The following is a 21,947-nucleotide window of genomic DNA, read 5'->3' as shown; positions in this document are numbered from 1 at the left end:
GGTGATTAAATGAAATTACCAAAAGGGTTAGCTGGCGTCGTTGTCGATCAGACTAAAGTCAGTTCAACCAAAAATGCAGTTTTAACTTACGCAGGCTACCCCATTAAAGAGTTGAAAGACGCCTCATTTGAAGAAGTGGTTTTCCTACTTTGGCATACGCGGCTGCCCAGCTCCGACGAACTGACTGCTTTTCGAAAACGGTTGGTCTCTGAAATGGTTTTGCCTGATCATACCGTTCAATTGATTGCTAGGATCGCCAAGGAGCCGCAACACCCAATGAGTATTTTGAGAACGACGGTTTCGCTTCTGGGGACGACTAATGATGTTAAGCGCGATGATCCGCCACGAATTTTAGCCAAGATGCTGACGGCGATTGCCGCAATTATCCGAATTCGGGATGGCAAGCCAATTGAACAGGCCAATCAAAACTGGGGTGTTGTTAAAAACTTTGTCTACTTATTTTCTGGTGAGCAGCCGACAGCTGAACGCGTTAAAATGTTTAATACGGTCATGGTGCTGCATGCTGATCACGAATTTAATGCATCAACTTTCACCGCCCGGGTGGTTGCTTCTACCAAATCTGATGACTATTCATGTCTTACCGCAGCGGTTTGTGCCTTAAAAGGGCCGCTGCATGGTGGCGCCAATGAAAGGGTTTTTGAAATGCTTGAGGCCATTCGCGAAACCGGCCAGGATCCGGTTGGCTATGTTAATGAGCAAATGGCACGCGGCCGAAAAATCATGGGCTTTGGTCACCGAATCTATAAGGATGGCGATCCCCGTGCCGTCATTTTGCGGGTAATTGCCCAAAAAATCTCACAGGAAACGGGTAATGATGAGTATTTCGCTTTGCAGGAACAAATCCGCGAGTACATGTTTAAGAAAACCCATCTTCATCCTAACGTTGACTACTACACAGCCCTGATTTATCACTGCTTTAATCTTGATAAAAAGACGTTCACCATGATGTTTGCGGCCTGTCGGACAGCCGGCTGGCTGGCTCATGTGATTGAACAGCAGACAGAGGGCTGCTTGATTAGGCCATCTTCTGAGTACGTAGGTGAGACCAACCGTCATTATCCGAATAAGGAGGGATGAACAGTAACTGTTTTGCTATAAAGGATATAAATCCTTGTAAAGTGGTCTTCTCTATACTATTCCGTATTCTTATAAGTCTGATAATAGATTTAACAAATTTAAAGTTTGACGTTAAATTTTCCGTATCATCTTATAGCTTATAAGTAGTGATTTATATGAATTTCATTAAAAGGCTTTTGAGGATAAAGCCATCCCGTATAATATGGGGACACCTCACCTTGGTGATTAAATTCAGTAAGGCGGAACAGTTGATGTTACTCACCTATAAAGTCGAAATTGAGCCGACTGAAAAACAAGCCTGGCAGATTGATTGTCATATTGGTGGCAGTCGTTGGGCCTATAACCTGTTTTTGGATATCAACCGGCAGCGTTATGAACTAAGGTTATTATTATTTGAATGCGTATTCCTTTAGTAAGTGGTTTAACCATGAGTACCTTGAAAGCAATTCTGATGACCTTTGGATTAAGAATTTATTTGCTAAATCGGTTAAACAGGCTTTTATTGATGCTGATATGGCTATGAAACGATTTTTTAAGAAGCTGAGCGGTTGCCCACGCTGGCGCTCGTTTAAGCGCGGTCAGGGCAGTTACTACTTTGTTAAGAACAGCAAAACGCAAATTATTACTTGTCAGCGCCACCGGATTAAGTTACCCAAGCTTGGCTGGGTACGTTTGAAAGAGTTTGGCTACATTCCTACAGACTCAGAACACTTCGTTATCAAACAAGGCCGAATCAAATTTAAAGCTGGCCGGTATTACCTGACCTGTTTAGTAGAACAGGCTGAACTACCAAAGTTAGAACTGACTGGTAAGCCCATTGGCATTGACCTTGGCCTAAAAGAGTTTGTCATCTTAAATGATGGTACTTTGTATCCTAATCAGAATAAATGTAGTCGCGTAAAGCGTATCAGGAAACGCCTACGCAGACTGCAAAGAAAAATGTCCCGTCAGTATCACGCACTGAAAGCTAGAAGACAGAAAGAAGGGAAATCTGCTACTGATTTGAATCTAGCCAAAACTCAGCGGAAGGTGCAACGCTTATATCAACGTCTAGCTCACATTCAAGCTGATTATCAGAGTAAGCTGATTGCTGCTGTGGTGAGAACCAAGCCACGGTGGTTAGCCTTAGAAGACTTGAATGTTAAGGGTATGATGAAAAACCGGCATTTAGCTAAAGCCATTAGTCACCAAGGCTTCTATAATTTCAGAATTAAACTGATTGCTAAATGTCAGCAGTTAGGCATTCCGGTACACTTAACTGGCCGTTTTGAACCAACTTCTAAGTTATGCCATCAATGTGGCTATAAAAAAGTTGATTTAAAGCTCAGTGAGCGGACCTATCAATGTCCTAAATGTTGTTATACCGAAGATCGAGATATTAATGCGGCCCTGAATATCAGGGATACTGAAAACTTTGAATTCGCCTACTAACGCAGACTTCAAAGAATGTACCGGTGGCTAGCCGGGAATTAACGCTTGTGGACTATCATATCAACTGTATTAGCGAGCTTCGTGCGAGGCAGGATAGGGAGAAGCAAGAATAATCTATAACTTTTTATAAGTTATCAGTAGCAGGAACAATGAATTGACAGAACAAAAAATAACGCTGAATAATGGGCAGCTTCAAGTACCCAATCAGCCAACAATTCCCTTTATTGAGGGTGATGGGATTGGACCAGAAATCTGGCAAGCTGCGCAAACGGTTTTTGATGCAGCAGTTCAAAAAGCCTATGCTGGTGAAAAGCAGGTTCATTGGTTACCACTATTGGCTGGTGAGAAAGCCTATAAAGAAACCGGTCAGTGGTTGCCCGATGAAACACTGTCAACTTTGCGCGAGTATCTGGTTGGTATTAAAGGACCACTAACGACGCCAATCGGAGTTGGTCACCGGTCAATTAACGTGACGTTGCGACAGAAGCTGGATTTATACGCCTGCTTCCGCCCGGTGACGTATTATCCGGGATCGCCATCCCCAGTCGTTCATCCAGAGAAGGTCAACATTGATGTTTTTCGGGAAAATACCGAGGACATTTACGCTGGTATCGAAAGTGACGTTGGCACCGAAGACGCCGAAGAATGGAAAAAATTACTGGCTAAACAGGGCAAGTTGAGCAAAGTGCGTTTCCCTGATTCGTCAGCTTTTGCGATAAAGCCAATTTCCAAGGCGGGTTCGACTCGGCTGGTAAAAGCAGCAATCGATTACGCGTTCGCCAATCAGCGCCACACGTTAACTTTGGTTCATAAAGGTAACATTATGAAGAAAACGGAAGGCAGTTTTAAGAAATGGGGCTATGAAGCCGCTGAACAATACGGTGACAAAGTGTTCACGTGGCATCAATATGACCGAATTAAGGCTGATCAGGGCACAAAAGCAGCTGACAAAGCTTTTCAAGCTGCCCGTGATGCGCAAAAACTGGTCGTCAATGATGTCATCACCGATAACTTTTTCCAGCAGTCGTTATTACACCCAGAGCATTTTGAAGTTGTTGCGACCATGAATTTGAACGGTGACTATCTGTCGGATGCACTGGCGGCACAGGTGGGCGGTATTGGGATCGCTCCTGGCGGCAACATTAACTACCAGACGGGTCACGCGATTTTTGAAGCAACCCATGGCACAGCACCGCAGTTTGCCGGTCAAAACAAATTAAACCCAACATCAATTATTTTGTCAGGGGCAATGATGTTTGATTATCTGGGATGGAACAAGGTAGCTGATTTGATTCGTCATGGTATCAAGCAAGGAATCAAATCACACCATGTTACGATGGATTTTGCTAAGACACCTGATGCGACGGTGTTAAGTACCAGCGAGTTTGGCGACTATGTTGCGCAGCTAATCAAAAGTGGTCACTAATTAGCTATAAAAACAGGGCTTATTTCGGTGAATGCCGAGATAAGCCCTGTTGATGTTTAGAAGGAATTTCGTTGGATAAGCTTAAAAAATTAACGATTATAACCTTAAAAATTTGCCAGTTGCACTCATATTTTCCAAGAACTCTGGGACGGTATCCGTTCGGTTCCAATCGCGCTGCAGCTCGCAAGCTAACTGGGCATAGGAGGTTGGGCGGGCACCGGCCTGTTCGATTCGCCGCAACGCAGCTTCGTGTGCTTCGAGGCTAGTCCCACCAACGGCATCCACAACTGGATAAACATCATATCCTTCGGCCAGTGCATCTAGTGCCGGGAAGGTCAGGCAGGCTTCTGTCCACAGAGCGGCCATGATAATGTTGTGGCGATTAGTACCCGTGATCGCTTCGTTAAATTCCTTATCTTCCCAGGCATTGATCGTTGTCCGGTCGAAAGAAGGAATATCACCTAAGACGTCTTTTAGAGCGGCAATGGTATCTTGATTACGGCCGGTGGCCACGTTGACTGTTGAGAGAATAATCGGTACGTGGAAGTCTTTAAGCAACTTGGCAGTCGCAACAATATTTTTTACCAGTTGATAACGGTTCATAGATTCGATGGACTGAATTTGGGTCGATTGATAGTCAATAATAGCAAATACACTATTTTCTGGTGCCAGTAGACGGTCAGTTTTAGGATCTCTGGGTGCATAACTTGTCATGTGAAATCAATCCTCTCCTTTAAATTACGCACATTATAATCAGAGACGCCGCAGTTTCAAAGTATCTCAACTTATTTAAGACATTATTGTTTAAATGTCAAAAAGCTGGCGATTTGAAAGACTAAATGCCCACCCCGGTGAATTGACCGGAATGGGCATTGTTTGAAATGGAACGGTTATTTGAAAATGGCATATAGCAGAATCGGGATGAAGGGTGCCAGCAATAAATTGGCAACTTTGATCTGAGTTAGCTTCAGCATGTTTAGACCGATAATTAAGATTAGCAAAGATCCCACGCAGGTCATTTCGTTAATGACGGTGTGAGTCAGCAATGGTGCCACCCATTTTGCCAGTAACGTTAAGGTTGATTCATAAATCACAACTGAAATGGATGAGAAGGCGACACCCAGGCCAAGTGTTGTTGCCAGTATCAGAACAAAAATACCGTCGATCATTGATTTCGTGTACAGCACGGAATTATTGTTAGCCATCCCGCTTTGCAGGGAACCAACGATTGCCATGGCACCGACACAGATGAAAAGGGTCGCGGTGACAAAGCCTTCAGAAAAATGATTATCGCCTTTCATCCCCAACTTCATTTCTAACCAGTCACCAAAACGGTTGAATTGGTGATCGAAGTCGAGCAATTCGCCAGCGATGGCACCCAGCACCATTGAGATCACCACAAAAATGGTGTTGTTGCCCTTCAGTGAACCACTAATACCAACGTACACAACACAAATGCCTAAACTTTGCATGACCAGCGTTTTGACCCGCTCGGAAATGCCTTGTTTAAAAGCGAGTCCAATACTGCCGCCGATGATAACTGCTAGGCCATTTGCTAACGCACCAAATAGCATCATATTCAGTTCTCCTTATTAATAAAATAATAACTATGTATATCTGCTTATCTTAAAGGTTTTAGAAACGGCTTGCAAGGGGCTTTAAACCGAAAATAACGGGGTGTTTTTCTTCAACCGATTTTGGGATTTTGCTATAATTAAGCTTGTAGATGTCGCTCGATCTGAATTGGAGGGAACTATATGACACAGTATCCGAAGACCCAGGACCAGTTGAACCAGCTGATTGCCGACTTAAGCCAGCTGCATACCAATATTCAGCAGACTCATTGGTATATGCGCGGTTCGGAATTTTATAAACTTCACCCGCTGATGGACGACTACAACGATATTTTGGACGAGCAGTTGGACGCGGTGGCTGAACGGCTAATTGCTATCGGCGGCAGTCCAATTGCGACGACTCATGAGTTCATTGAGAATACCGGGTTGCCTGATAATAAAATTACCTTTGATCAACTATCGTTAACACAGCTCATGAACCGTTTAGATGATCAGCTAAAATACTTACGTGATCAATATCAAAACGGGATCGATATCACTGATGACGAAAAGGATTATTCCACTCAGGACATGCTGATTGCTAACCATACTGAAATTGAAAAATTAATTTGGATGGTGTCAGCATATCTGGGTAAGGGACCGTTAGATTAAAGCTGAAAGCGTGCGATGAAACGCTGTAAAAGGCCATAATTGAACAGCAATCAGGCTTATTTCGGCAAAACTTGCCGGCATAAGCCTGATTGACGTTTAATAGCCAAAATCTGTGCTTGAGCATGATGAGGCGAGATTGAATTGTCACGTTAAAGTGTTAGGCTATAATCAAAAATGAGCTAGGGGGTGTCGGCGTGACAGTATTTGACCAATTTCAGTTAACGGGTAATCCTGCTTTGCGTGAACCAATGGCCCACTACATGCGAGACCAATTTATCTTTGCCGGTTTAAAAACACCAGAACGAAAATTGCAGGCAAGAGAACTGATCAAACAAAGTAAAGGGGTAACGACTTCTGAACTGCTGGGCGGGGTCAACACGCTTTATCAGCGCCCTGAGCGGGAGTATCAATACGTTGCCATTGATGTCATGGTGGCTAACGTGAAGCGGCTGTCATTCGCTGATCTTCAAGAACTGGCACAGCTAGTGACTCAAAAAGCTTGGTGGGATTCAGTAGATGCTTTACGGAAAGGCTTTGGTGATTACATCCAAGTCCATCCCGATGAAAAACGCCAAGTCTTTGCGCTCTTTAACGGTAAAAAGAACTTCTGGCTGCGCCGGGTCGCCATCACGCTGCAGCTCATGGAAAAGGAGCGGACCGATACACAAATGTTGACGGCGGCCATTTTACCGGATCTGGCAACACGGGAATTTTTTATTCAAAAAGCGATTGGCTGGGCCTTGCGGAACTACAGTAAAGTGAATCCACAATGGGTGACGACTTTTATTGTGGCGCATGAGTTGAGCCGGTTAGCAGCTAGCGAGGGCAGTAAATACCTGAATCGAGTCGCTAATCGGAAAGCTTGAAGTGTTTTCACAAAATTCTAATGAAAATATAACCGCCATGCTGGTAAATCAGTGCTATTCTAAATCATTGGAAAGGACTGACTTAAATTGCCTGAAAGTGCAATAGCAACAAAAGCGCCGGTCGTACCAATGGCTCATTGGCAGGATTTGGCTCATCAATACGGTTTAAATACTCTTCCAGACACTTGGAGAACAGCGAGCGAGAGCCTGCGTCACCACAAAAATATCGATTTTCTGGAGACTTTTAATGATCTTGAGGAACTCTACTTTACCTTGATTGGCAACGAATTTTTGCAGGATATCGTTTGTTATCATCCAGAGCAAGTTCACACTTACTGGCTAGAAGATTTGGGACAGTACGTTTTTATCGCTGAATAAATCAAATAAGCGTTCATTTGACATTATGTCAAATGGACGCTTTTATTATTGGCTGTGACGTCAGTCTATGTCGACAAGGATCTAATTTAATTTTTCGACACACACATGGCCTAAAAGTTACTTTTATTCATGACTTGTATATAGCCCTAACCTGTTCCACAACTCAGATTCCGACCATATAACCGCAAACAACGCCATCCCGATAAAGCCCATCGGAATGACGTTATTTGCGGTTATATTCTGGAATCTACCGAGTTGTTTCACAGCCTCTTACAAGTGCCACAGCCATTGTGCCAGTCCCATGAAGAGCGGAATCGTGATCAATGAGAAAAGGGTGGTTAAACCCACCACGGTCGTGCTAAAAATTGAGTTTTTATGGAAAGTGTTACTGAAGATGGCCATTAAAGCGGCTACTGGTGTTGCCTGTCCCAGAAGCACCACTTCTTTGACCATCATGAACTGATTAGGAACAAACTGCAGAATAACGAGAACGATGAGCGGTGCAATGATGAGTCGAGCGCCGACAGCTTGATAGAGTGCCTTGCTCTTGAGCGCGCCGCGAATATCGCCTTCGGCTAAGTAGCAGCCCATAGCGATCATGACCAGAGGTAAATTCATGTTAGCTAAGTCGGAAACGGCGGTGCCAAGAATTCTTGGTAACTGGATCCCGGTTAACGCGAATAAGAGTCCGAATACCAGCGCTAAAATAGCCGGATTGACTGCCAGCCGCTTTAGCTGGATGGTTCGCTTATCCCCAGAAATCATATAGATCCCATACGTCCATAGTGAGAAGTTGGAGACGCCAACAAAGATACTCATGTAGAAGATACTGCCATCCCCAAGGACGGCTTTAGACAATGGCAACCCAATAAAGCCAAGGTTAGCGAATATCAGCGCAAAACGAATCAGCATCTGCTCTGGTTTTCGGAAAATCAGTTTCGCCATGGCAATGGTGATCAGCATCATCACCGTCAAAATAATGAGGGCGTAGAGGCCGTCAATCAACTGCGAGGCTTTCAGTTTGCCGATAAATGAATTTAACAGTAATGCGGGATTCGATATGTAGATGACGATATTAGAAATTTGCTGACTGCCTGATTCGTCCACGAGGCCGACTCGAAAACAGAGGAAGCCCACCAGCATGATCAGAAACATGATGGCGGTTTGACCAAAAATAACCCTTACGATAGTCACGAGAGTGCCTTCTTTCACTTACAAATAATGATCATTATAGAACGAATCGCTTAAATACGTAAGGTGACCTTACAAATGAGGCCATCAAGAAGTGATCAGGTAAAAGGCAACGACGGCTAAAACCACTCCGACGAGGTTCCTCAGTGTTAAACTTTCCTGGAGAAAAATCAGACCGATTGGAATTAGCAAAAGAGTCAAGCCAATGTTCACAGTCATTGGGGTGGAGCCGATTGGCGCGCCAGACTTATACGTCAGCATGTAGCCAAACTCCACGAAGATAATGGACAGGCCCATGGTGACGGAAGCCCAGTTGAGCTGGTGGAAATTATAGTTGAGTGACTGATGGCTGCCACTGATCAAAAACATCACTAATGACCCCAATAGGGCGGCACTATAGGTAATAATCAATGAGAAAAACGGATCGATCGTGTGAGAAACACTGCGAGCTGAAAGCTGGTAAAGCACATTAGCGCAGATTGTTAGGATGAGGGGCCAAAAATAAGTTGGCATAGTGAAGCGCTCCTTTACATAGAATCGTTAGTCTAATTATACCTTAACCGGCTATGATTCTGTACGAGTAGTCATTATTTAAGCTGAGAAGGCTCATTAGCACCGAATATATTTGGCTAAACGAGATTAATGACGTTTGAATCATAAAATTATCAGTAAAATTTTAGTTAAAGAGGCTGTTATCTAAAATCAAAATCATTTATGATAGTTCTGTAAGCGCTTCAGAAAGTGTTTTAGCATTAGGAGGGATTCATGATGAAACCAGAATTAAGCTGGTTGGACGACCCGCAAACGTTCCGGGTCAACCAGTTACCAGCTCATAGTGACCACCGCTTCTATCAGAGCGAAGCTGATTTAGCCACTGGTCAGAGTCGGTTTACACAGTCGCTTGACGGCACGTGGCAGTTCAAGTTTGCTAAGCAGCCAAGTGAACGGCCGATTGGTTTTTATGCGCCTGATTATGACCGCAGTGGTTTTGATACCATTACGGTACCGGAGCACATTGAAATCGCGGGTTATGGTCGATTGAAGTATATCAATACGACTTATCCGTGGGAAGGTAAAATTTACCGTCGTCCAGCCTACGCTTTAGGCAAGGATCAAAAGGGCGAAGGAATGTTCAGTGATGGTGAGGATAACTACGTTGGGGCTTATTTAAGAACCTTTACGCTAAATTCGGAACTGCAGAATAAACGCGTTGTGATTCAATTTGATGGTGTCGAACAAGCCATGTATCTTTGGTTGAACGGTCAGTTCGTCGGTTACGCGGAGGACAGTTTTTCCCAGTCGGAGTTTGATTTGACGCCCTACCTGAAAGATGGGGAGAACCTGATTGCGGTGGAAGTCTTTAAACGCAGTACGGCGGCCTTCATTGAAGACCAGGATATGTTCCGCTTTTCCGGTATTTTCCGCAGTGTCCGGTTAGTCGGTGAACCAAAGAGCCACGTCCAGGACATGCGGATCATCGGCAACTTAGCGGATAACATGACTACGGGTGATTTTAGCCTCAAACTAAAGCTCAACCGGCAGGCCAACGCTAAGGGCAATGTCAAAATCGGTATCACGGATGCAGATGGGGAAAGTTTATTTAATACGACTCAAGCCGTTAACGATGATATTGAAATCAATCACCAAATGTTCCCTAACGTGCACCTGTGGCAACACACGGATCCTTACTTGTATCAACTGAAAGTAACTGTGCAAGATGAACAAGGAAAAGTGATTGAAATTGTGCCTTATAAGTTCGGCTTCAGACGAGTTGAAATGAAAAATAAAATCATGTTGCTAAATGGCAAGCGAATCATTTTGAACGGTGTTAACCGTCACGAATGGGACGCAAAATCAGGCCGGGTGATTTCTCTTGACGATATGAAACAAGATATCAAGACGTTTAAAGAAAATCATATTAACGCTGTCCGAACCTGCCACTATCCAGATCGGATCGAGTGGTATTACCTGTGTGACCAAGCCGGCATTTACATGATGGCTGAAAATAATTTGGAGTCTCATGGGACTTGGCAGAAGATGGGGGCAGTCGAGCCTTCGTATAACGTACCAGGTTCATTACCGGAATGGCGGGAAGCCGTCGTTGACCGGGCACGTAGTAACTACGAAGTCTTCAAGAACCACACCGCAATTTTGTTCTGGTCACTGGGTAACGAGTCCTATGCCGGTGATGATATTGCGGCTATGAATGCTTTTTATAAGGAACACGATGATACTCGGCTAGTTCACTATGAAGGGGTCTGCCGCAACCGCGCTTATGAAGACCAGATTTCAGACATGGAAAGTATGATGTACGATCCGCCAAAGGAAATTGAGAAATACTTGACCAATGATCCCAAGAAACCGTTTGTTGATTGTGAATTCATGCATGACATGGGGAATTCACTGGGTGGTATGTCATCTTATAATGATTTGATCGATAAGTACCCCATGTATCAAGGCGGTTTCATTTGGGACTTCATCGACCAAGCCATTGAAACTAAAGACGAAGTGACAGGACAGACAGTGTTACGGTATGGTGGCGACTTTGACGATCGTCATTCGGACTATGAATTTTCTGGCGACGGCCTGATGTTTGCTGACCGGACACCAAAACCAGCTCTTCAGGAGGTGAAGTATTATTATGGCAAACACATCAACTAAGCAAGTTCAAATCATCTATGGTGACGCAACGCTAGGATTGCGTGGCGAGGGCTTCGGCTACATTTTCAGTTACGAACGTGGCGGGATGGAGTCATTGGTGCAGCATGGTAAAGAGTGGCTGTACCGGACACCGAAACCCACTTTCTGGCGAGCCACGACTGATAATGACCGTGGTAATGGGTTCTCCGTTAAGTCGGCCATGTGGTTAGGCACAGATCTGTTCTTGAAGTGCACGGCAGTCGCGGTGGCTGTTAATGATCAGCCCATTGAATTGCCGATCTCACCCGCAAACAATCAGTACAGCGATCATGAATTTGCTGACCACGTGACGATCACCTTTACGTATGAGACCTTAACGGTACCAGCAACAACGGTCACGGTTGCTTATACGGTGAACGGCAGTGGTGAAATTAACGTCAGTGTTGATTATCACGGCAAGGCTGGCTTGCCGCAGTTACCGGCATTTGGGCTACGATTCATGATGCCAACGCCCGCTGTTCGATTTAACTATGACGGACTGTCAGGCGAAACGTACCCTGACCGGATGGCTGGTGGCGTTGACGGCAGCTATACGGTCGACGGTCTGCCAGTGACAAAGTATTTGGTTCCGCAAGAGTGCGGCATGCATATGCAAACGAAGCAGGTCACAGTGGTTCGTAACCGCACGCTAGATAATACTGATCACGCCAATCATGACTTCAATTTGACTTTTAAACAGGATGGTCAGCCATTTGCCTTCAGCTGTTTACCATACACCGCTGAAGAATTGGAAAACGCTACTCACATTGAAGAATTACCAGCACCACGGCGGACGGTATTCACGATTTTTGGCGCCGTTCGCGGTGTCGGCGGTATTGATAGCTGGGGCGCGGATGTTGAGGAGCAATACCATATTTCCGCGGAAACCGATCATTCGTTTTCATTTACGATTCAAGGCGTGTAGATCATTTCTGAATAAAAAAAGGTTTGACCTCGAGTACACTCTAACTTTTATAATAGAACCTGTTAAGAAGGGGGTATTTTACTAAAATGAAAAATGTTGCGTTAGGTAATACGAGCTTAAAGGCCTCTGCAGTTGCTTTAGGCATCATGCGGATGGCCAGTTTAAACGTTGACGATGCCGCTAAGGTTTTGGACACTGTCGCGGATAACGGCGTTAACTTTATTGATTCCGCCGATATTTACGGTAATGGCAAGTCGGAAGAAATTTTCGGCCAAGCTTTGAAAAAAGCGAGTGTCAAACGTGAAGATTTGATTATTCAATCCAAGGGCGGTATTGTGCTGGATCCGAAACGGAGTCACGGCGACTTAGTCTTTGGTCAACGTTACGACTTCGATAAACAGCACTTGCTTGATGCCGTTGATGGTATTTTGCAGCGGATGGGGATCGACTATCTGGACTTTTTCTTGCTGCACCGACCAGATCCACTGATGGAACCAGATCAAGTGGCTGCCGCTTTTGATGAACTTCAGGCCGCTGGTAAGGTCCGTCATTTTGGGGTCTCAAACTGCAACCCGATGCAAGTTGATCTGATTCAATCAGCTGTTAGTCAGCGATTAATGGTCAACCAGCTGCAGTTCGGTGTGATGCATACGGGTGCGATCGACTTTGGTCTGCACGTCAACATGAGTGATGCAGGCAGTGTTAACCATGATGGTGAAATGATTGAATATTCTCGGTTGCACAACATGACGATTCAAGCATGGTCACCCTACCAATATGGCATGTTCGAAGGGCCATTCATCGATAATCTAAAGTTCCCCGAATTGAACGCTAAGCTGCAGGAACTCGCTGATGCTAAAGGTGTCACGAAGAATGCCATTGCAACGGCGTGGATCCTACGCCACCCAGCAAACATGCAAGTTATTTTGGGTTCCATGAACCAGGATCACCTGAAAGAAAGCATTGCTGGTGCCGATGTTAAATTAACTAAGCAGGAATGGTACGATACTTACTTTGCAGCGGGCAATACGTTACCATAAAAAATTTTAATTTAATCAAAAAGAAGCATTAGCCGATCTTCTTAACGGAAAAGGGGCTAATGCTTCTTTTATTTTGGGATTATTCTGCCTTAACTTTTTTGACTCTTAATTGGTTATCGATAATGATCGGCTGTCCTGGCAATTCACAGTCACCGGAAACTGCGGCTTCAGTACCGGCATCACAGGCCGCGGTGTAGTAGCGAACCTTATAGTCAAGCTTGGCCAAGTGCTGTTTTGCTTGCTTGATTTGATTGCAAACAGCCTGTTGCTGGCGCTTGAAAATATTTAGGCGGGTTTCTAGAGTAGCATCACCTTGCATCGCTAATTCCACGAAGTGACGAATTTCGGCCAGCTGCATACCCGTATCTTTCAGGCAAGTAATTAAGTCAATAAAATCAAGATTAGCATCCGTGAATTCACGTCTACCTGCCTGATTACGTTTAACAAACGGCATGAGGCCTTCTCGGTCATAGTAGCGGAGGGTGTAGGTCGTTAGGCCCGTTTTTTCAGCGACCTGTCCAATTGAGTATGTCATCAAATGAATCTCCTTTGTCTTTTTAGTTAGTATAACAGTTAGAGTATACTCTAACTCAATCGAAATTATTCTTGTCTTCATAATCCGTCATTTAAAGCTGAAATACTCTTGGAATATTGGTCGTTACAAATGATGACTAAACGGGTATTCTGATTTTTAATTTTCACAAAAACACCTTAACAAATATTAAGTTTTGTACCAATAATTATAAAGATAACATTTTAAGTAATTTCACTCCAAATAGTCATGATTTAATGATACAATAACCACATTGAATACAATGATAATGCGGTCGTTTAGTTGATGACGCTCAACAAGGGGGCCGGAGTTTCCACAAAAGGGGTATAACTTTTATGTGAAAACGTTATCATTAAAAAGTAATACTTAATCAGTTGCTACTTGTCCTTAGATATCATTGGCAGGTTAAACGGTAATTTGCCAATTGGGGGGATATTCTAATATTAGATTAGTCAGCAAAATTAGAATATTTAAAGGATGGCGTTAAGAAATGAGCAAGAGAATCGACTTAACCAACCAGCGTTTTGGCCGGCTGGTTGTCACTAAGTATTATGGCAATAACGCTGCAAATTCCAATGCAATGTGGTTATGTCAGTGTGATTGCGGCAATAAAACGGTCGTTGATGGTGTGCGGTTGCGTTCAGGCATCACCAAAAGCTGTGGCTGTCTAAGAAGAGACCTTTCAAGTAAACGGGTTTATAAAAATCCTAAATTCGTTGACTATATGGGACGTTCAGATCAGCTACGGGACGAAAACGGCGTCTCATTGAGTTCAATCTCAGAGTCAGCTCGCAATAAGAGCGGTGTGATCGGTGTTTCCTATGACCGGCAGACGGGTAAGTGGTTTGCACGTTTGATGATCGATCACAAGTATGTTCTGCTTAAGAGTTTTAAAACCATTACCGAGGCCATTGAGGCTCGACGTGAAGCTGAAGAAACTTATCTTGGGATTAAACGGGAAACTAAGCGTGTTTATAAAGCTGAAGAACCAGAAAAAGTTTAACGTACAAAAAGGATAAATCAGAGATTTATTAAGTTTTTCTAAAGGACGTGATTGCCGGGAAAGTAGCGGTAATCACGTCCTTTTGTCGTTCAAATTAATGGGGTTAATATCACCAGAAGTTGCTTGACTTATACCCCACTCTAACTTCTATAATTAAACTGAGCTTAAGAATAAATCGGGTAATGGAGGGAAGTTAACTATGAATTATCGAACTTTAGGAAAAACTGGCTTTAACATTAGTGATATTTCTTTAGGAACGTGGCAGCTTGGTGGTAAGTGGGGTGCCCCATTTGACATTAAGGATGCTACGGCTACCTTAGAGGAAGCCTACGAACAGGGCGTTAATTTCTTTGATACTGCAGACGGCTACCAGGACGGTAACAGTGAAAAAGCCGTTGGGGCCTTCGTGAAAGCCCACCCAGACGTACACTTTACGACTAAGATCGGGCGTAAGGAAGAACCGTTGAGTACTGAACACTTCAACCCTGAACATCTGGAACGTTACGTTGACGAATCATTGGAGAATATGGGCTTAGAGGCTTTGGACCTTGTTTTACTCCACTGCCCGCCAATGTCAATTTACTACACACCAGAAACCTTCTTCACGATGGATAAGCTGAAAAAGGCCGGTAAAATCAAGAACTATGGTGTGAGTGTTGAACGGGTGGAAGAAGCCATCAAAGCCATGGATTACGATATTTCAGCTGTTGAAATTATCTTTAATATGTTCCGCTTACGGCCAGCAAAACTCTTCTTTGAGTTGGCAAAGAAAAACAATATCGGTATTTTAGCCCGGGTGCCATTAGCAAGTGGTCTGTTAACCGGTAAATTTACTGCTGATACCAAGTTTGGCAAGAACGATCACCGGACGACTAACCGAAACGGTGAACTGTTCGATAAGGGTGAAACCTTCTCTGGTGTTGACTATATGACCGGTGTAAAGGCTGCTCAAGAATTGAAGCAACGCCTCGGCACGGATAACTTAGCCGCTATGGCACTGCGTTATATCTTGATGTTTGATGCCGTCAGCGCAGCTATTCCAGGTGCCAGCACCCCTGATCAAATCGAACGGAACACGGTTGCCTCTGACCTACCAGCTTTAAAGCCTGAACAAATGCAGATCGTTCAAGATGTTTACGATAAATACATCAAGAACCCCGTTGATTATCTCTGGTAAGCAAACCGCATTTAAAAAATAAAGTCGTCAATTAAGCCTCAAGAACAGCAATGAATGTTGCTGACTTGGGCTTTTTTGGTAGGCAAGAATTGAATCTAAAAAAGCAATGGATCATTATCTGGTAATATCACGTCATATTAGTGATATAATTTGGTCATAATGAGTTGAGGATGGAATGGGGATGACTGAATGGAATTCACGGAGCGGCAGGAAGCCATTATTCAAATGTTGAAAGCAAAAAGTCCACTCACCGGCGAGGAAATCGCTAATCAGCTGAAACTGAGTGTGCCGACTATTCGCGCGGATCTGCGTCTGTTAACAGCGATTGAAGTCCTGTCAGCACGGCCCAAAGTAGGGTATGTTTATCAGGGCAATGGTCAAACTGGGGTTGATTACGCGGCTTTGTATGACCAACCCATTTCAGCGATCATGCAACCAGCACCGACTATCAAAGATGATGCCACCCTTCAAGAAGCAATCAGTAAACTATTTTTGGAGGATGTCGGTACGCTGTTCGTTGTGGATCAAAAAGGGCTGCTGGTTGGCTTAATTTCACGCAAAGATCTATTGCGGGCAAGCTTTAATAACTCGAATCCGGCATCGGTACTGGCCAGCATTATCATGACACGGATGCCCAATATTGTGACGGTGACAGCTGATATGACAGTTAAACAGGCAGGACAGCTGCTGTTAAAGCACAAGATTGATTCGGCACCGGTTGTGGATGCTAACGCACCGCAGCGGGTTGTTGGCAGGCTAACCAAAAACCGGCTCTTTCAGCATTTTATTGAAAAAGCGTAGTGGTTTTGAACGGGCGCTATTGCCCGATAAATGTTAATCCCTTCAAAGTTGGTAACGACTTTGAGGGGATTTTTTTGCGTTAAACGGAGATCTTTTGGAAATTAAGGTGTTACTTTTCAGGTTAAATTGAACTATGACGTGATTAAATTAATGTTTCATGATATTTAAAACGAGATAAAACGCTGTTTAAAATTTTCAAATGCTGATATAGCACTATTTAGAACGCTAATTCAGTGAAAACGCTTGAAATTAAAATCAGTTTAATATACATTATAAATCGAGCAAATATGACGTTTTATTAACGAGAAAGAGTGATTATATGACAAAACTAATCTATGAATTTTCGGAAGGTAACATGTCAATGCGCGATCTATTGGGCGGCAAGGGTGCTAATTTAGCAGAAATGACTAACTTAGGCCTGCCTGTCCCGCATGGTTTTACACTGACGACGGTGGCCTGCCATGACTACCAGCAGACCCAAACACTCAGTCAAGCTTTGTTGACGGAACTTGATCAGGCACTGGCGCGTTTAAGCCAAATTACGGGAAAACAGTTTAACGGCACGGAACACCCCTTATTAGTGTCGGTTCGTTCTGGTGCCGCGATTTCAATGCCCGGGATGATGGATACCATTTTAAACATTGGGTTGAATGACCAGACTGTAATGGCCTTAGCCAACTTAACGCACAATGAACGGTTTGCTTATGACAGTTATCGCCGGTTGTTAGCGATGTTTGGCAACGTTGTTTATGGCATTGAAGAAGACACCTTTGACCGGGTTTTAACTGAGGTGAAGCAAGCCCACGGCTATCAAAGTGATTTAGAACTGACAGCGGCTGATCTGAAACAGATTGTGACTGATTTTAAAGCTATTTATCAGCAAGCTGGCAAAGGGGAGTTCCCCCAATCACCAAAAGAGCAGTTACTCGCCGCGGTGAACGCTGTTTTTGAATCCTGGAATAATCACCGAGCTCAGGTTTATCGGCAGCAAAACCACATTCCCGAATCCTTGGGAACCGCGGTAAACGTCCAAGAGATGGTGTTTGGTAACGCGGGTGACCAGTCGGGGACTGGGGTCGCCTTTACCAGAAACCCCGCCACCGGTGAGAAGAAGGTCTTCGGTGAATACCTGCTCAACGCTCAAGGAGAGGACGTTGTTGCCGGCATTCGGACGCCGCAGTCGATTGAGATACTGCATGATGACATGCCAGTGATTTACGATCAGCTCATGGGCATTGCCGAAAAGTTGGAGACTCATTACAAAGATATGCAGGACCTGGAATTCACGATTGAAAACGGCGAGTTATTCCTGCTTCAGGCACGGGATGGCAAACGGACACCGTACGCGGCCGTCAAAATCGCGGTGGATCTTGTTGGGGGAGGTTTAATCACTAAGGAACAAGCCGTTCAACGCGTCAGTCCAGAGTCAGTGTCAGCAATGCTTCATCCGGAATTTGACGCCAACGCGATTGCCCAACAGACACCGCTGACCACCGGGTTGCCGGCCTCACCTGGCGCGGCAACTGGTCAGGCTTACTTTACGGCTGAAGATGCAAAAAAAGCGGCCGATAGCGGCGTCAAAGTCATTCTGATTCGTCAGGATACTTCACCGGAAGATATCGATGGGATGATCGTCAGCCAAGCCATCGTGACTTCCCGTGGCGGAATGACGTCTCACGCCGCGGTGGTTGCCCGGGGAATGGGGGCTACCGGGGTGGTTGGTGCCCATGAGATCAACGTGGATTACGCTGCTAAAGTTGCCAGGGTTGGCGAGCAGAAAATCCATGAAGGTGACTGGGTTTCCGTTGATGGGACTTCCGGTGAGCTGTATTTAGGCAAAATTGAAACGACACCAGCTGGGGTTAAAGGCGAGCTTTCCGTGTTGTTAGATTGGGCTAAAGCAATTGCTCAGATGGGGGTCTACACCAACGCTGATACCCCGCAAGATTTCCAAAAGGCACTGGATTTTGGGGCCGATGGGATTGGCCTAACCCGAACGGAGCACATGTTCTTCAAACCGGAACGATTGATTCAGATGCGACGGTTAATCTTAGCGACGGATGCTGCCGGTCGGGCAGAGCCACTGGAACAGCTGTTAAAAATGCAGCAGGAAGATTTTTACCAGCTCTACAAACTCGCAGGTGATAAAGAAGTGACGATTCGGTTACTCGATCCGCCGCTGCATGAATTTTTACCGCATGATGAAGAGGAAATTCAGGCGGTTTCTCAGCAAATTCATTTAGCACCTGAAAAATTGCGGGAGCGTACCAATTCGCTGAAGGAATTAAACCCAATGCTGGGACACCGGGGCGACCGGCTGGCCGTTACCTTCCCAGACATTTATCAAATGCAGGTCAAAGCCATCATGAGCGCAGTGATTCGGCTTCACGGTGAGGGGCTTGAAGTGCATCCTCATATCATGATTCCGTTAACTGATTCAAAGAGCGAGATGGCGTGGGTTCGTCAGTTAGTCACTGACCAAATCAAGGTCATGACAGCGGACACGGATCTGCAGTTAACTTACACCGTGGGTACCATGATGGAAATGCCTAGAGCGTGTGTGACGGCCGATCAAGTCGCTGAAGAGTCTGATTTCTTTAGCTTTGGCACCAATGATTTGACCCAGCTGACCTTCGGCTATTCCCGCGATGATGTGGGATCCTTCATGCCAGAATATATCAAACAGGGAATTTTACCGGCTGATCCATTTCAGACTATCGACACGGAAGGCGTCGGCGCTTTGATGGCAATCGCCATCAACAAGGGTCGCCAGACAAAACCTGATTTGCCAATTGGGGTCTGCGGTGAGGTCGGCGGCGACCCAGCTTCAATTAATTTCTTTAACCAAATTGGCATTACTTATGTGTCATGTTCACCTTATCGGGTGCCAGTAGCACGGCTGGCAGCCGCACAGGCAACTTTGAATCAGAAATCTTAGCGGTTAGTTATCGGGTAGCAGCCCGATTGAAATTATTTATTTTAACGATATTGAAACCGCTTACGATTTTCTGATAGATATTAAAATAACTAGCGCGCAACGGCCAGCGGGCTTCGCACGCTTTATTAAAGGAGTATTACCATGCAAGAAAAGAAAGAATCTGTGTTAACTTCACGGCTATCATACGCCTTTGGTGCCTTTGGGCATGATATGTTTTACGCAACGTTATCTACTTATTTCATTATGTTTGTCACTTCCCATTTGTTCGATAAGAGCAGTGGTGGGATGAACGCCAAAATGATCAGTTACATCACGCTGATTATTTTCATTCTCCGGTTCGTGGAACTCGCCATTGACCCCTTTATTGGGAATACGATTGATAATACGTCCACTCGGTGGGGAAATTTTAAGCCGTGGATCGTCGGTGGTGGGTTGATCAGTGCGGTTATTATTGCCATTCTGTTCACTAATATGGGTGGCTTGAACACTTCTAATCCCTACCTATATCTGATTGTCTTTGCGATCTTGTACATCACGATGGATATTTTCTATTCGTTCAAAGATGTGGGCTTCTGGTCGATGATTCCAGCCCTTTCCTTTGATTCACGGGAACGTGAAAAAACCGCGACCTTTGCGCGTGTCGGGTCAAACATTGGGGCCAATATCGTTGGGGTCATGGTGATGCCGATCGTGCTGATGTTTTCACAAGTCTCTAATAACGGTCAAGGAGATAATCGGGGCTGGTTTGCCTTTGCGTTAGTTGTTGCGGGTACCTCCTTCATTTCTGCTGTGGTTGTTGGTTTGGGGACCAAGGAAAAGAATTCTGAACTGCGGAAGAATAAGGAAAAAACGACTTTTCGCGGGGTATTAAAAGTACTGACTCGAAATGACCAGTTGATGTGGTTATCACTGACCTACGCCCTTTATACGGCCGGGATGCAAATTACTAACGCCCTTGAGCTATATTATTTCACTTATATTTTGGGCGATGCATCAAAATTTAGTATTCTAGCTTCAATTAACGCGATTATTGGGGTGTTTGCCGTTATTGCGTTTCCACCAATGGCGAAGAAGTTTAGCCGGCGGAATGTGTTCTTTATTTCCATCGCAGTCATGATCATTGCGTTACTGCTCTTCTTGGTTGCTGGTAGTTCATTATCATTGGTTATCACTGCAGCGGTACTCTTCTACATTCCGCAACCTTTGATTTTCTTGGTGGTTTTGATGATTATTACCGATTCCGTTGAATACGGTCAGTTGAAGTTTGGTCACCGTGATGAATCCTTAACACTGTCCGTACGGCCGTTGCTGGATAAAATGGGCGGTGCCATTTCAAACGGGGTCGTTGGGCTGACTGCTGTTTGGGCCGGTATGACTGCCGGTGCGTCAGCTTCCGACATTACGGCACATGGTCACATGGTCTTCAAACTGATGATGTTCGGTTTCCCAGCAGCACTCATTTTGATTGGGACGTTTATCTTCTTCAGAAAGGTAACCCTAGACGAAAAGGAACACGCTGAAATTGTTGAGGAACTGGAAAAAACCTGGGGCAAGACCTTGGGTGAAGACGTTGACTTTATTGATGCAAATGGCGATATGGGCTATGAATACCCAGCACCCATTGACGGTGAAATTGAACCGTTGAGCTCAGTAGCAGATCAAAACTTCGCGTCTGGCCAAATGGGACAAGGATTCGCCATTAAACCTACGGATGGTCGGATTTATGCACCATTTAGCGGTACGGTAAAGGTCACATTCCCAACTAAACACGCGATCGGTCTAGTTTCGGATCAAGGGATTGCAACATTAATCCACATCGGAATTGGCACGGTCAACATGCGAGGAACCGGTTTTGTTCAATATGTTGAACAAGGGCAAAAGGTGGAGAAGGGCGATCTACTGATTGAATTTTGGCAACCGGCGATTCAAAAGGCGGGCTATGATGATACGGTCATTGTGGTAGTCACGGATAAGCAGGCTCAAGTTGAGCTGCAAGTTGAAAGTGGTAAAGTTAACCATGGAGATGAGGTGGCAAAGGTGAAGAGTGAGAGCCAAGGCGTTTAGAGACCGGAGTGTAAGGGACTAGCCCCATAAGCCCTGGTCTTGGGGCTTGTGGGCCTAGTCCCTTACATGCAGGTCTCTGCCTTGGGGAACACGTTTAGGCTATGTAAAATTCCCAACCACTTTGTTCTTAATCCAGCAGAATAATAACAACA

At 44.8% G+C, this 21,947-nt stretch carries 20 protein-coding genes; 15 read left to right on the top strand and 5 right to left on the bottom strand.

Features of this window, described 5'->3' with window-relative positions:
* Positions 1-9: 9 nt before the first annotated feature.
* The 4 genes from IWT5_RS00250 (at position 10) to icd (ending at position 3,955) form a co-directional block, all read left to right on the top strand.
* Complete coding sequence (locus tag IWT5_RS00250; RefSeq protein ID WP_089107951.1) at positions 10-1,098, top strand: citrate/2-methylcitrate synthase; 1,089 nt, start codon at positions 10-12, stop codon at positions 1,096-1,098.
* A 221-nt stretch (positions 1,099-1,319) separates the two neighbouring features.
* On the top strand, positions 1,320-1,511 hold the full coding sequence (locus IWT5_RS12340) for a helix-turn-helix domain-containing protein (RefSeq protein WP_225360176.1): 192 nt from the start codon (positions 1,320-1,322) through the stop codon (positions 1,509-1,511).
* Positions 1,492-2,529 carry an RNA-guided endonuclease InsQ/TnpB family protein gene (locus tag IWT5_RS00245; protein ID WP_225360171.1) on the top strand — a complete coding sequence of 346 codons (1,038 nt, stop codon included), beginning with the start codon at positions 1,492-1,494 and terminating at the stop codon, positions 2,527-2,529. Before IWT5_RS12340 ends, IWT5_RS00245 begins: the two co-directional genes overlap by 20 nt.
* A 154-nt stretch (positions 2,530-2,683) precedes the next feature.
* The gene (gene icd, locus IWT5_RS00240) at positions 2,684-3,955 is read left to right on the top strand and encodes an NADP-dependent isocitrate dehydrogenase (RefSeq protein WP_089107950.1); all 1,272 of its coding nucleotides are present in this window, start codon (positions 2,684-2,686) and stop codon (positions 3,953-3,955) included.
* A 96-nt stretch (positions 3,956-4,051) separates the two neighbouring features.
* Here icd and IWT5_RS00235 read toward each other — a convergent pair whose 3' ends face one another.
* Both IWT5_RS00235 and IWT5_RS00230 read right to left on the bottom strand, forming a co-directional pair.
* Entirely contained in the window at positions 4,052-4,669 is a 618-nt protein-coding gene (locus tag IWT5_RS00235; RefSeq protein ID WP_089107949.1) for a hydrolase, read from the bottom strand.
* A 176-nt stretch (positions 4,670-4,845) separates the two neighbouring features.
* Entirely contained in the window at positions 4,846-5,532 is a 687-nt protein-coding gene (locus tag IWT5_RS00230; protein ID WP_089107948.1) for a DUF554 domain-containing protein, read from the bottom strand.
* Positions 5,533-5,712: 180 nt separating this feature from the next.
* Between IWT5_RS00230 and IWT5_RS00225 the strand changes: the two genes are divergently transcribed.
* From IWT5_RS00225 to IWT5_RS00215, 3 genes are all read left to right on the top strand, one after another.
* Positions 5,713-6,180, top strand: a complete 468-nt coding sequence (locus IWT5_RS00225) for a Dps family protein (RefSeq protein ID WP_089107947.1) — start codon at positions 5,713-5,715, stop codon at positions 6,178-6,180.
* A 194-nt stretch (positions 6,181-6,374) separates the two neighbouring features.
* The gene (locus IWT5_RS00220; RefSeq protein ID WP_089107946.1) at positions 6,375-7,046 is read left to right on the top strand and encodes a DNA alkylation repair protein; all 672 of its coding nucleotides are present in this window, start codon (positions 6,375-6,377) and stop codon (positions 7,044-7,046) included.
* Positions 7,047-7,133: 87 nt separating this feature from the next.
* The gene (locus IWT5_RS00215; RefSeq protein WP_089107945.1) at positions 7,134-7,424 is read left to right on the top strand and encodes a hypothetical protein; all 291 of its coding nucleotides are present in this window, start codon (positions 7,134-7,136) and stop codon (positions 7,422-7,424) included.
* A 270-nt stretch (positions 7,425-7,694) separates the two neighbouring features.
* Here IWT5_RS00215 and IWT5_RS00210 read toward each other — a convergent pair whose 3' ends face one another.
* The gene (locus IWT5_RS00210; protein ID WP_089107944.1) at positions 7,695-8,618 is read right to left on the bottom strand and encodes an AEC family transporter; all 924 of its coding nucleotides are present in this window, start codon (positions 8,616-8,618) and stop codon (positions 7,695-7,697) included.
* A gap of 84 nt (positions 8,619-8,702) precedes the next feature.
* Positions 8,703-9,128 carry a hypothetical protein gene (locus tag IWT5_RS00205; RefSeq protein WP_089107943.1) on the bottom strand — a complete coding sequence of 142 codons (426 nt, stop codon included), beginning with the start codon at positions 9,126-9,128 and terminating at the stop codon, positions 8,703-8,705.
* Between the two features lie 255 nt (positions 9,129-9,383).
* Here IWT5_RS00205 and IWT5_RS00200 point away from each other — a divergent pair, with 255 nt between their 5' ends.
* The 3 genes from IWT5_RS00200 to IWT5_RS00190 all read left to right on the top strand — a co-directional run bounded on the left by IWT5_RS00200 (position 9,384) and on the right by IWT5_RS00190 (position 13,259).
* On the top strand, positions 9,384-11,276 hold the full coding sequence (locus tag IWT5_RS00200) for a glycoside hydrolase family 2 TIM barrel-domain containing protein (RefSeq protein WP_089107942.1): 1,893 nt from the start codon (positions 9,384-9,386) through the stop codon (positions 11,274-11,276).
* On the top strand, positions 11,257-12,219 hold the full coding sequence (locus IWT5_RS00195) for a beta-galactosidase small subunit (protein ID WP_089107941.1): 963 nt from the start codon (positions 11,257-11,259) through the stop codon (positions 12,217-12,219). Before IWT5_RS00200 ends, IWT5_RS00195 begins: the two co-directional genes overlap by 20 nt.
* Positions 12,220-12,305: 86 nt before the next feature.
* Entirely contained in the window at positions 12,306-13,259 is a 954-nt protein-coding gene (locus tag IWT5_RS00190; RefSeq protein ID WP_089107940.1) for an aldo/keto reductase, read from the top strand.
* Between the two features lie 79 nt (positions 13,260-13,338).
* On the opposite strand, the gene IWT5_RS00185 is transcribed toward IWT5_RS00190, so the two are convergent.
* Positions 13,339-13,794: a MerR family transcriptional regulator gene (locus IWT5_RS00185; protein ID WP_089107939.1), complete on the bottom strand. Its 456-nt coding sequence runs from the start codon at positions 13,792-13,794 to the stop codon at positions 13,339-13,341.
* Positions 13,795-14,302: 508 nt separating this feature from the next.
* Between IWT5_RS00185 and IWT5_RS00180 the strand changes: the two genes are divergently transcribed.
* The 5 genes from IWT5_RS00180 to IWT5_RS00160 all read left to right on the top strand — a co-directional run bounded on the left by IWT5_RS00180 (position 14,303) and on the right by IWT5_RS00160 (position 21,795).
* A complete protein-coding gene (locus tag IWT5_RS00180) occupies positions 14,303-14,815 on the top strand; it encodes an AP2 domain-containing protein (protein ID WP_089107938.1) in 513 nt (170 codons plus the stop codon).
* A gap of 199 nt (positions 14,816-15,014) precedes the next feature.
* On the top strand, positions 15,015-15,992 hold the full coding sequence (locus tag IWT5_RS00175; RefSeq protein ID WP_089107937.1) for an aldo/keto reductase: 978 nt from the start codon (positions 15,015-15,017) through the stop codon (positions 15,990-15,992).
* Between the two features lie 189 nt (positions 15,993-16,181).
* Positions 16,182-16,793: a helix-turn-helix transcriptional regulator gene (locus tag IWT5_RS00170; protein WP_089107936.1), complete on the top strand. Its 612-nt coding sequence runs from the start codon at positions 16,182-16,184 to the stop codon at positions 16,791-16,793.
* Positions 16,794-17,112: 319 nt separating this feature from the next.
* On the top strand, positions 17,113-19,731 hold the full coding sequence (gene ppdK / locus IWT5_RS00165) for a pyruvate, phosphate dikinase (protein ID WP_089107935.1): 2,619 nt from the start codon (positions 17,113-17,115) through the stop codon (positions 19,729-19,731).
* A 141-nt stretch (positions 19,732-19,872) separates the two neighbouring features.
* On the top strand, positions 19,873-21,795 hold the full coding sequence (locus tag IWT5_RS00160) for a sugar MFS transporter (protein ID WP_089107934.1): 1,923 nt from the start codon (positions 19,873-19,875) through the stop codon (positions 21,793-21,795).
* Positions 21,796-21,947 lie beyond the last annotated feature (152 nt).

Origin of the sequence: Secundilactobacillus mixtipabuli (genome assembly GCF_002217925.1) — a bacterium.
Classification (GTDB): Bacteria; Bacillota; Bacilli; order Lactobacillales; family Lactobacillaceae; genus Secundilactobacillus; species Secundilactobacillus mixtipabuli.
This window is presented reverse-complemented; position numbering and strand designations above follow the sequence as displayed.

What these genes read in the sequence shown, in the direction of transcription:
- IWT5_RS00250 (WP_089107951.1), top strand. Translation starts at nt 10, where the DNA reads ATGAAATTACCAAAAGGGTTAGCTGGCGTCGTTGTCGATCAGACTAAA.
- IWT5_RS00235 (WP_089107949.1), bottom strand. Translation starts at nt 4,669, where the DNA reads ATGACAAGTTATGCACCCAGAGATCCTAAAACTGACCGTCTACTGGCA.
- IWT5_RS00230 (WP_089107948.1), bottom strand. Translation starts at nt 5,532, where the DNA reads ATGATGCTATTTGGTGCGTTAGCAAATGGCCTAGCAGTTATCATCGGC.
- IWT5_RS00225 (WP_089107947.1), top strand. Translation starts at nt 5,713, where the DNA reads ATGACACAGTATCCGAAGACCCAGGACCAGTTGAACCAGCTGATTGCC.
- IWT5_RS00205 (WP_089107943.1), bottom strand. Translation starts at nt 9,128, where the DNA reads ATGCCAACTTATTTTTGGCCCCTCATCCTAACAATCTGCGCTAATGTG.
- IWT5_RS00200 (WP_089107942.1), top strand. Translation starts at nt 9,384, where the DNA reads ATGAAACCAGAATTAAGCTGGTTGGACGACCCGCAAACGTTCCGGGTC.
- IWT5_RS00195 (WP_089107941.1), top strand. Translation starts at nt 11,257, where the DNA reads ATGGCAAACACATCAACTAAGCAAGTTCAAATCATCTATGGTGACGCA.
- IWT5_RS00190 (WP_089107940.1), top strand. Translation starts at nt 12,306, where the DNA reads ATGAAAAATGTTGCGTTAGGTAATACGAGCTTAAAGGCCTCTGCAGTT.
- IWT5_RS00185 (WP_089107939.1), bottom strand. Translation starts at nt 13,794, where the DNA reads ATGACATACTCAATTGGACAGGTCGCTGAAAAAACGGGCCTAACGACC.
- IWT5_RS00180 (WP_089107938.1), top strand. Translation starts at nt 14,303, where the DNA reads ATGAGCAAGAGAATCGACTTAACCAACCAGCGTTTTGGCCGGCTGGTT.
- IWT5_RS00175 (WP_089107937.1), top strand. Translation starts at nt 15,015, where the DNA reads ATGAATTATCGAACTTTAGGAAAAACTGGCTTTAACATTAGTGATATT.
- IWT5_RS00170 (WP_089107936.1), top strand. Translation starts at nt 16,182, where the DNA reads ATGGAATTCACGGAGCGGCAGGAAGCCATTATTCAAATGTTGAAAGCA.
- ppdK (WP_089107935.1), top strand. Translation starts at nt 17,113, where the DNA reads ATGACAAAACTAATCTATGAATTTTCGGAAGGTAACATGTCAATGCGC.
- IWT5_RS00160 (WP_089107934.1), top strand. Translation starts at nt 19,873, where the DNA reads ATGCAAGAAAAGAAAGAATCTGTGTTAACTTCACGGCTATCATACGCC.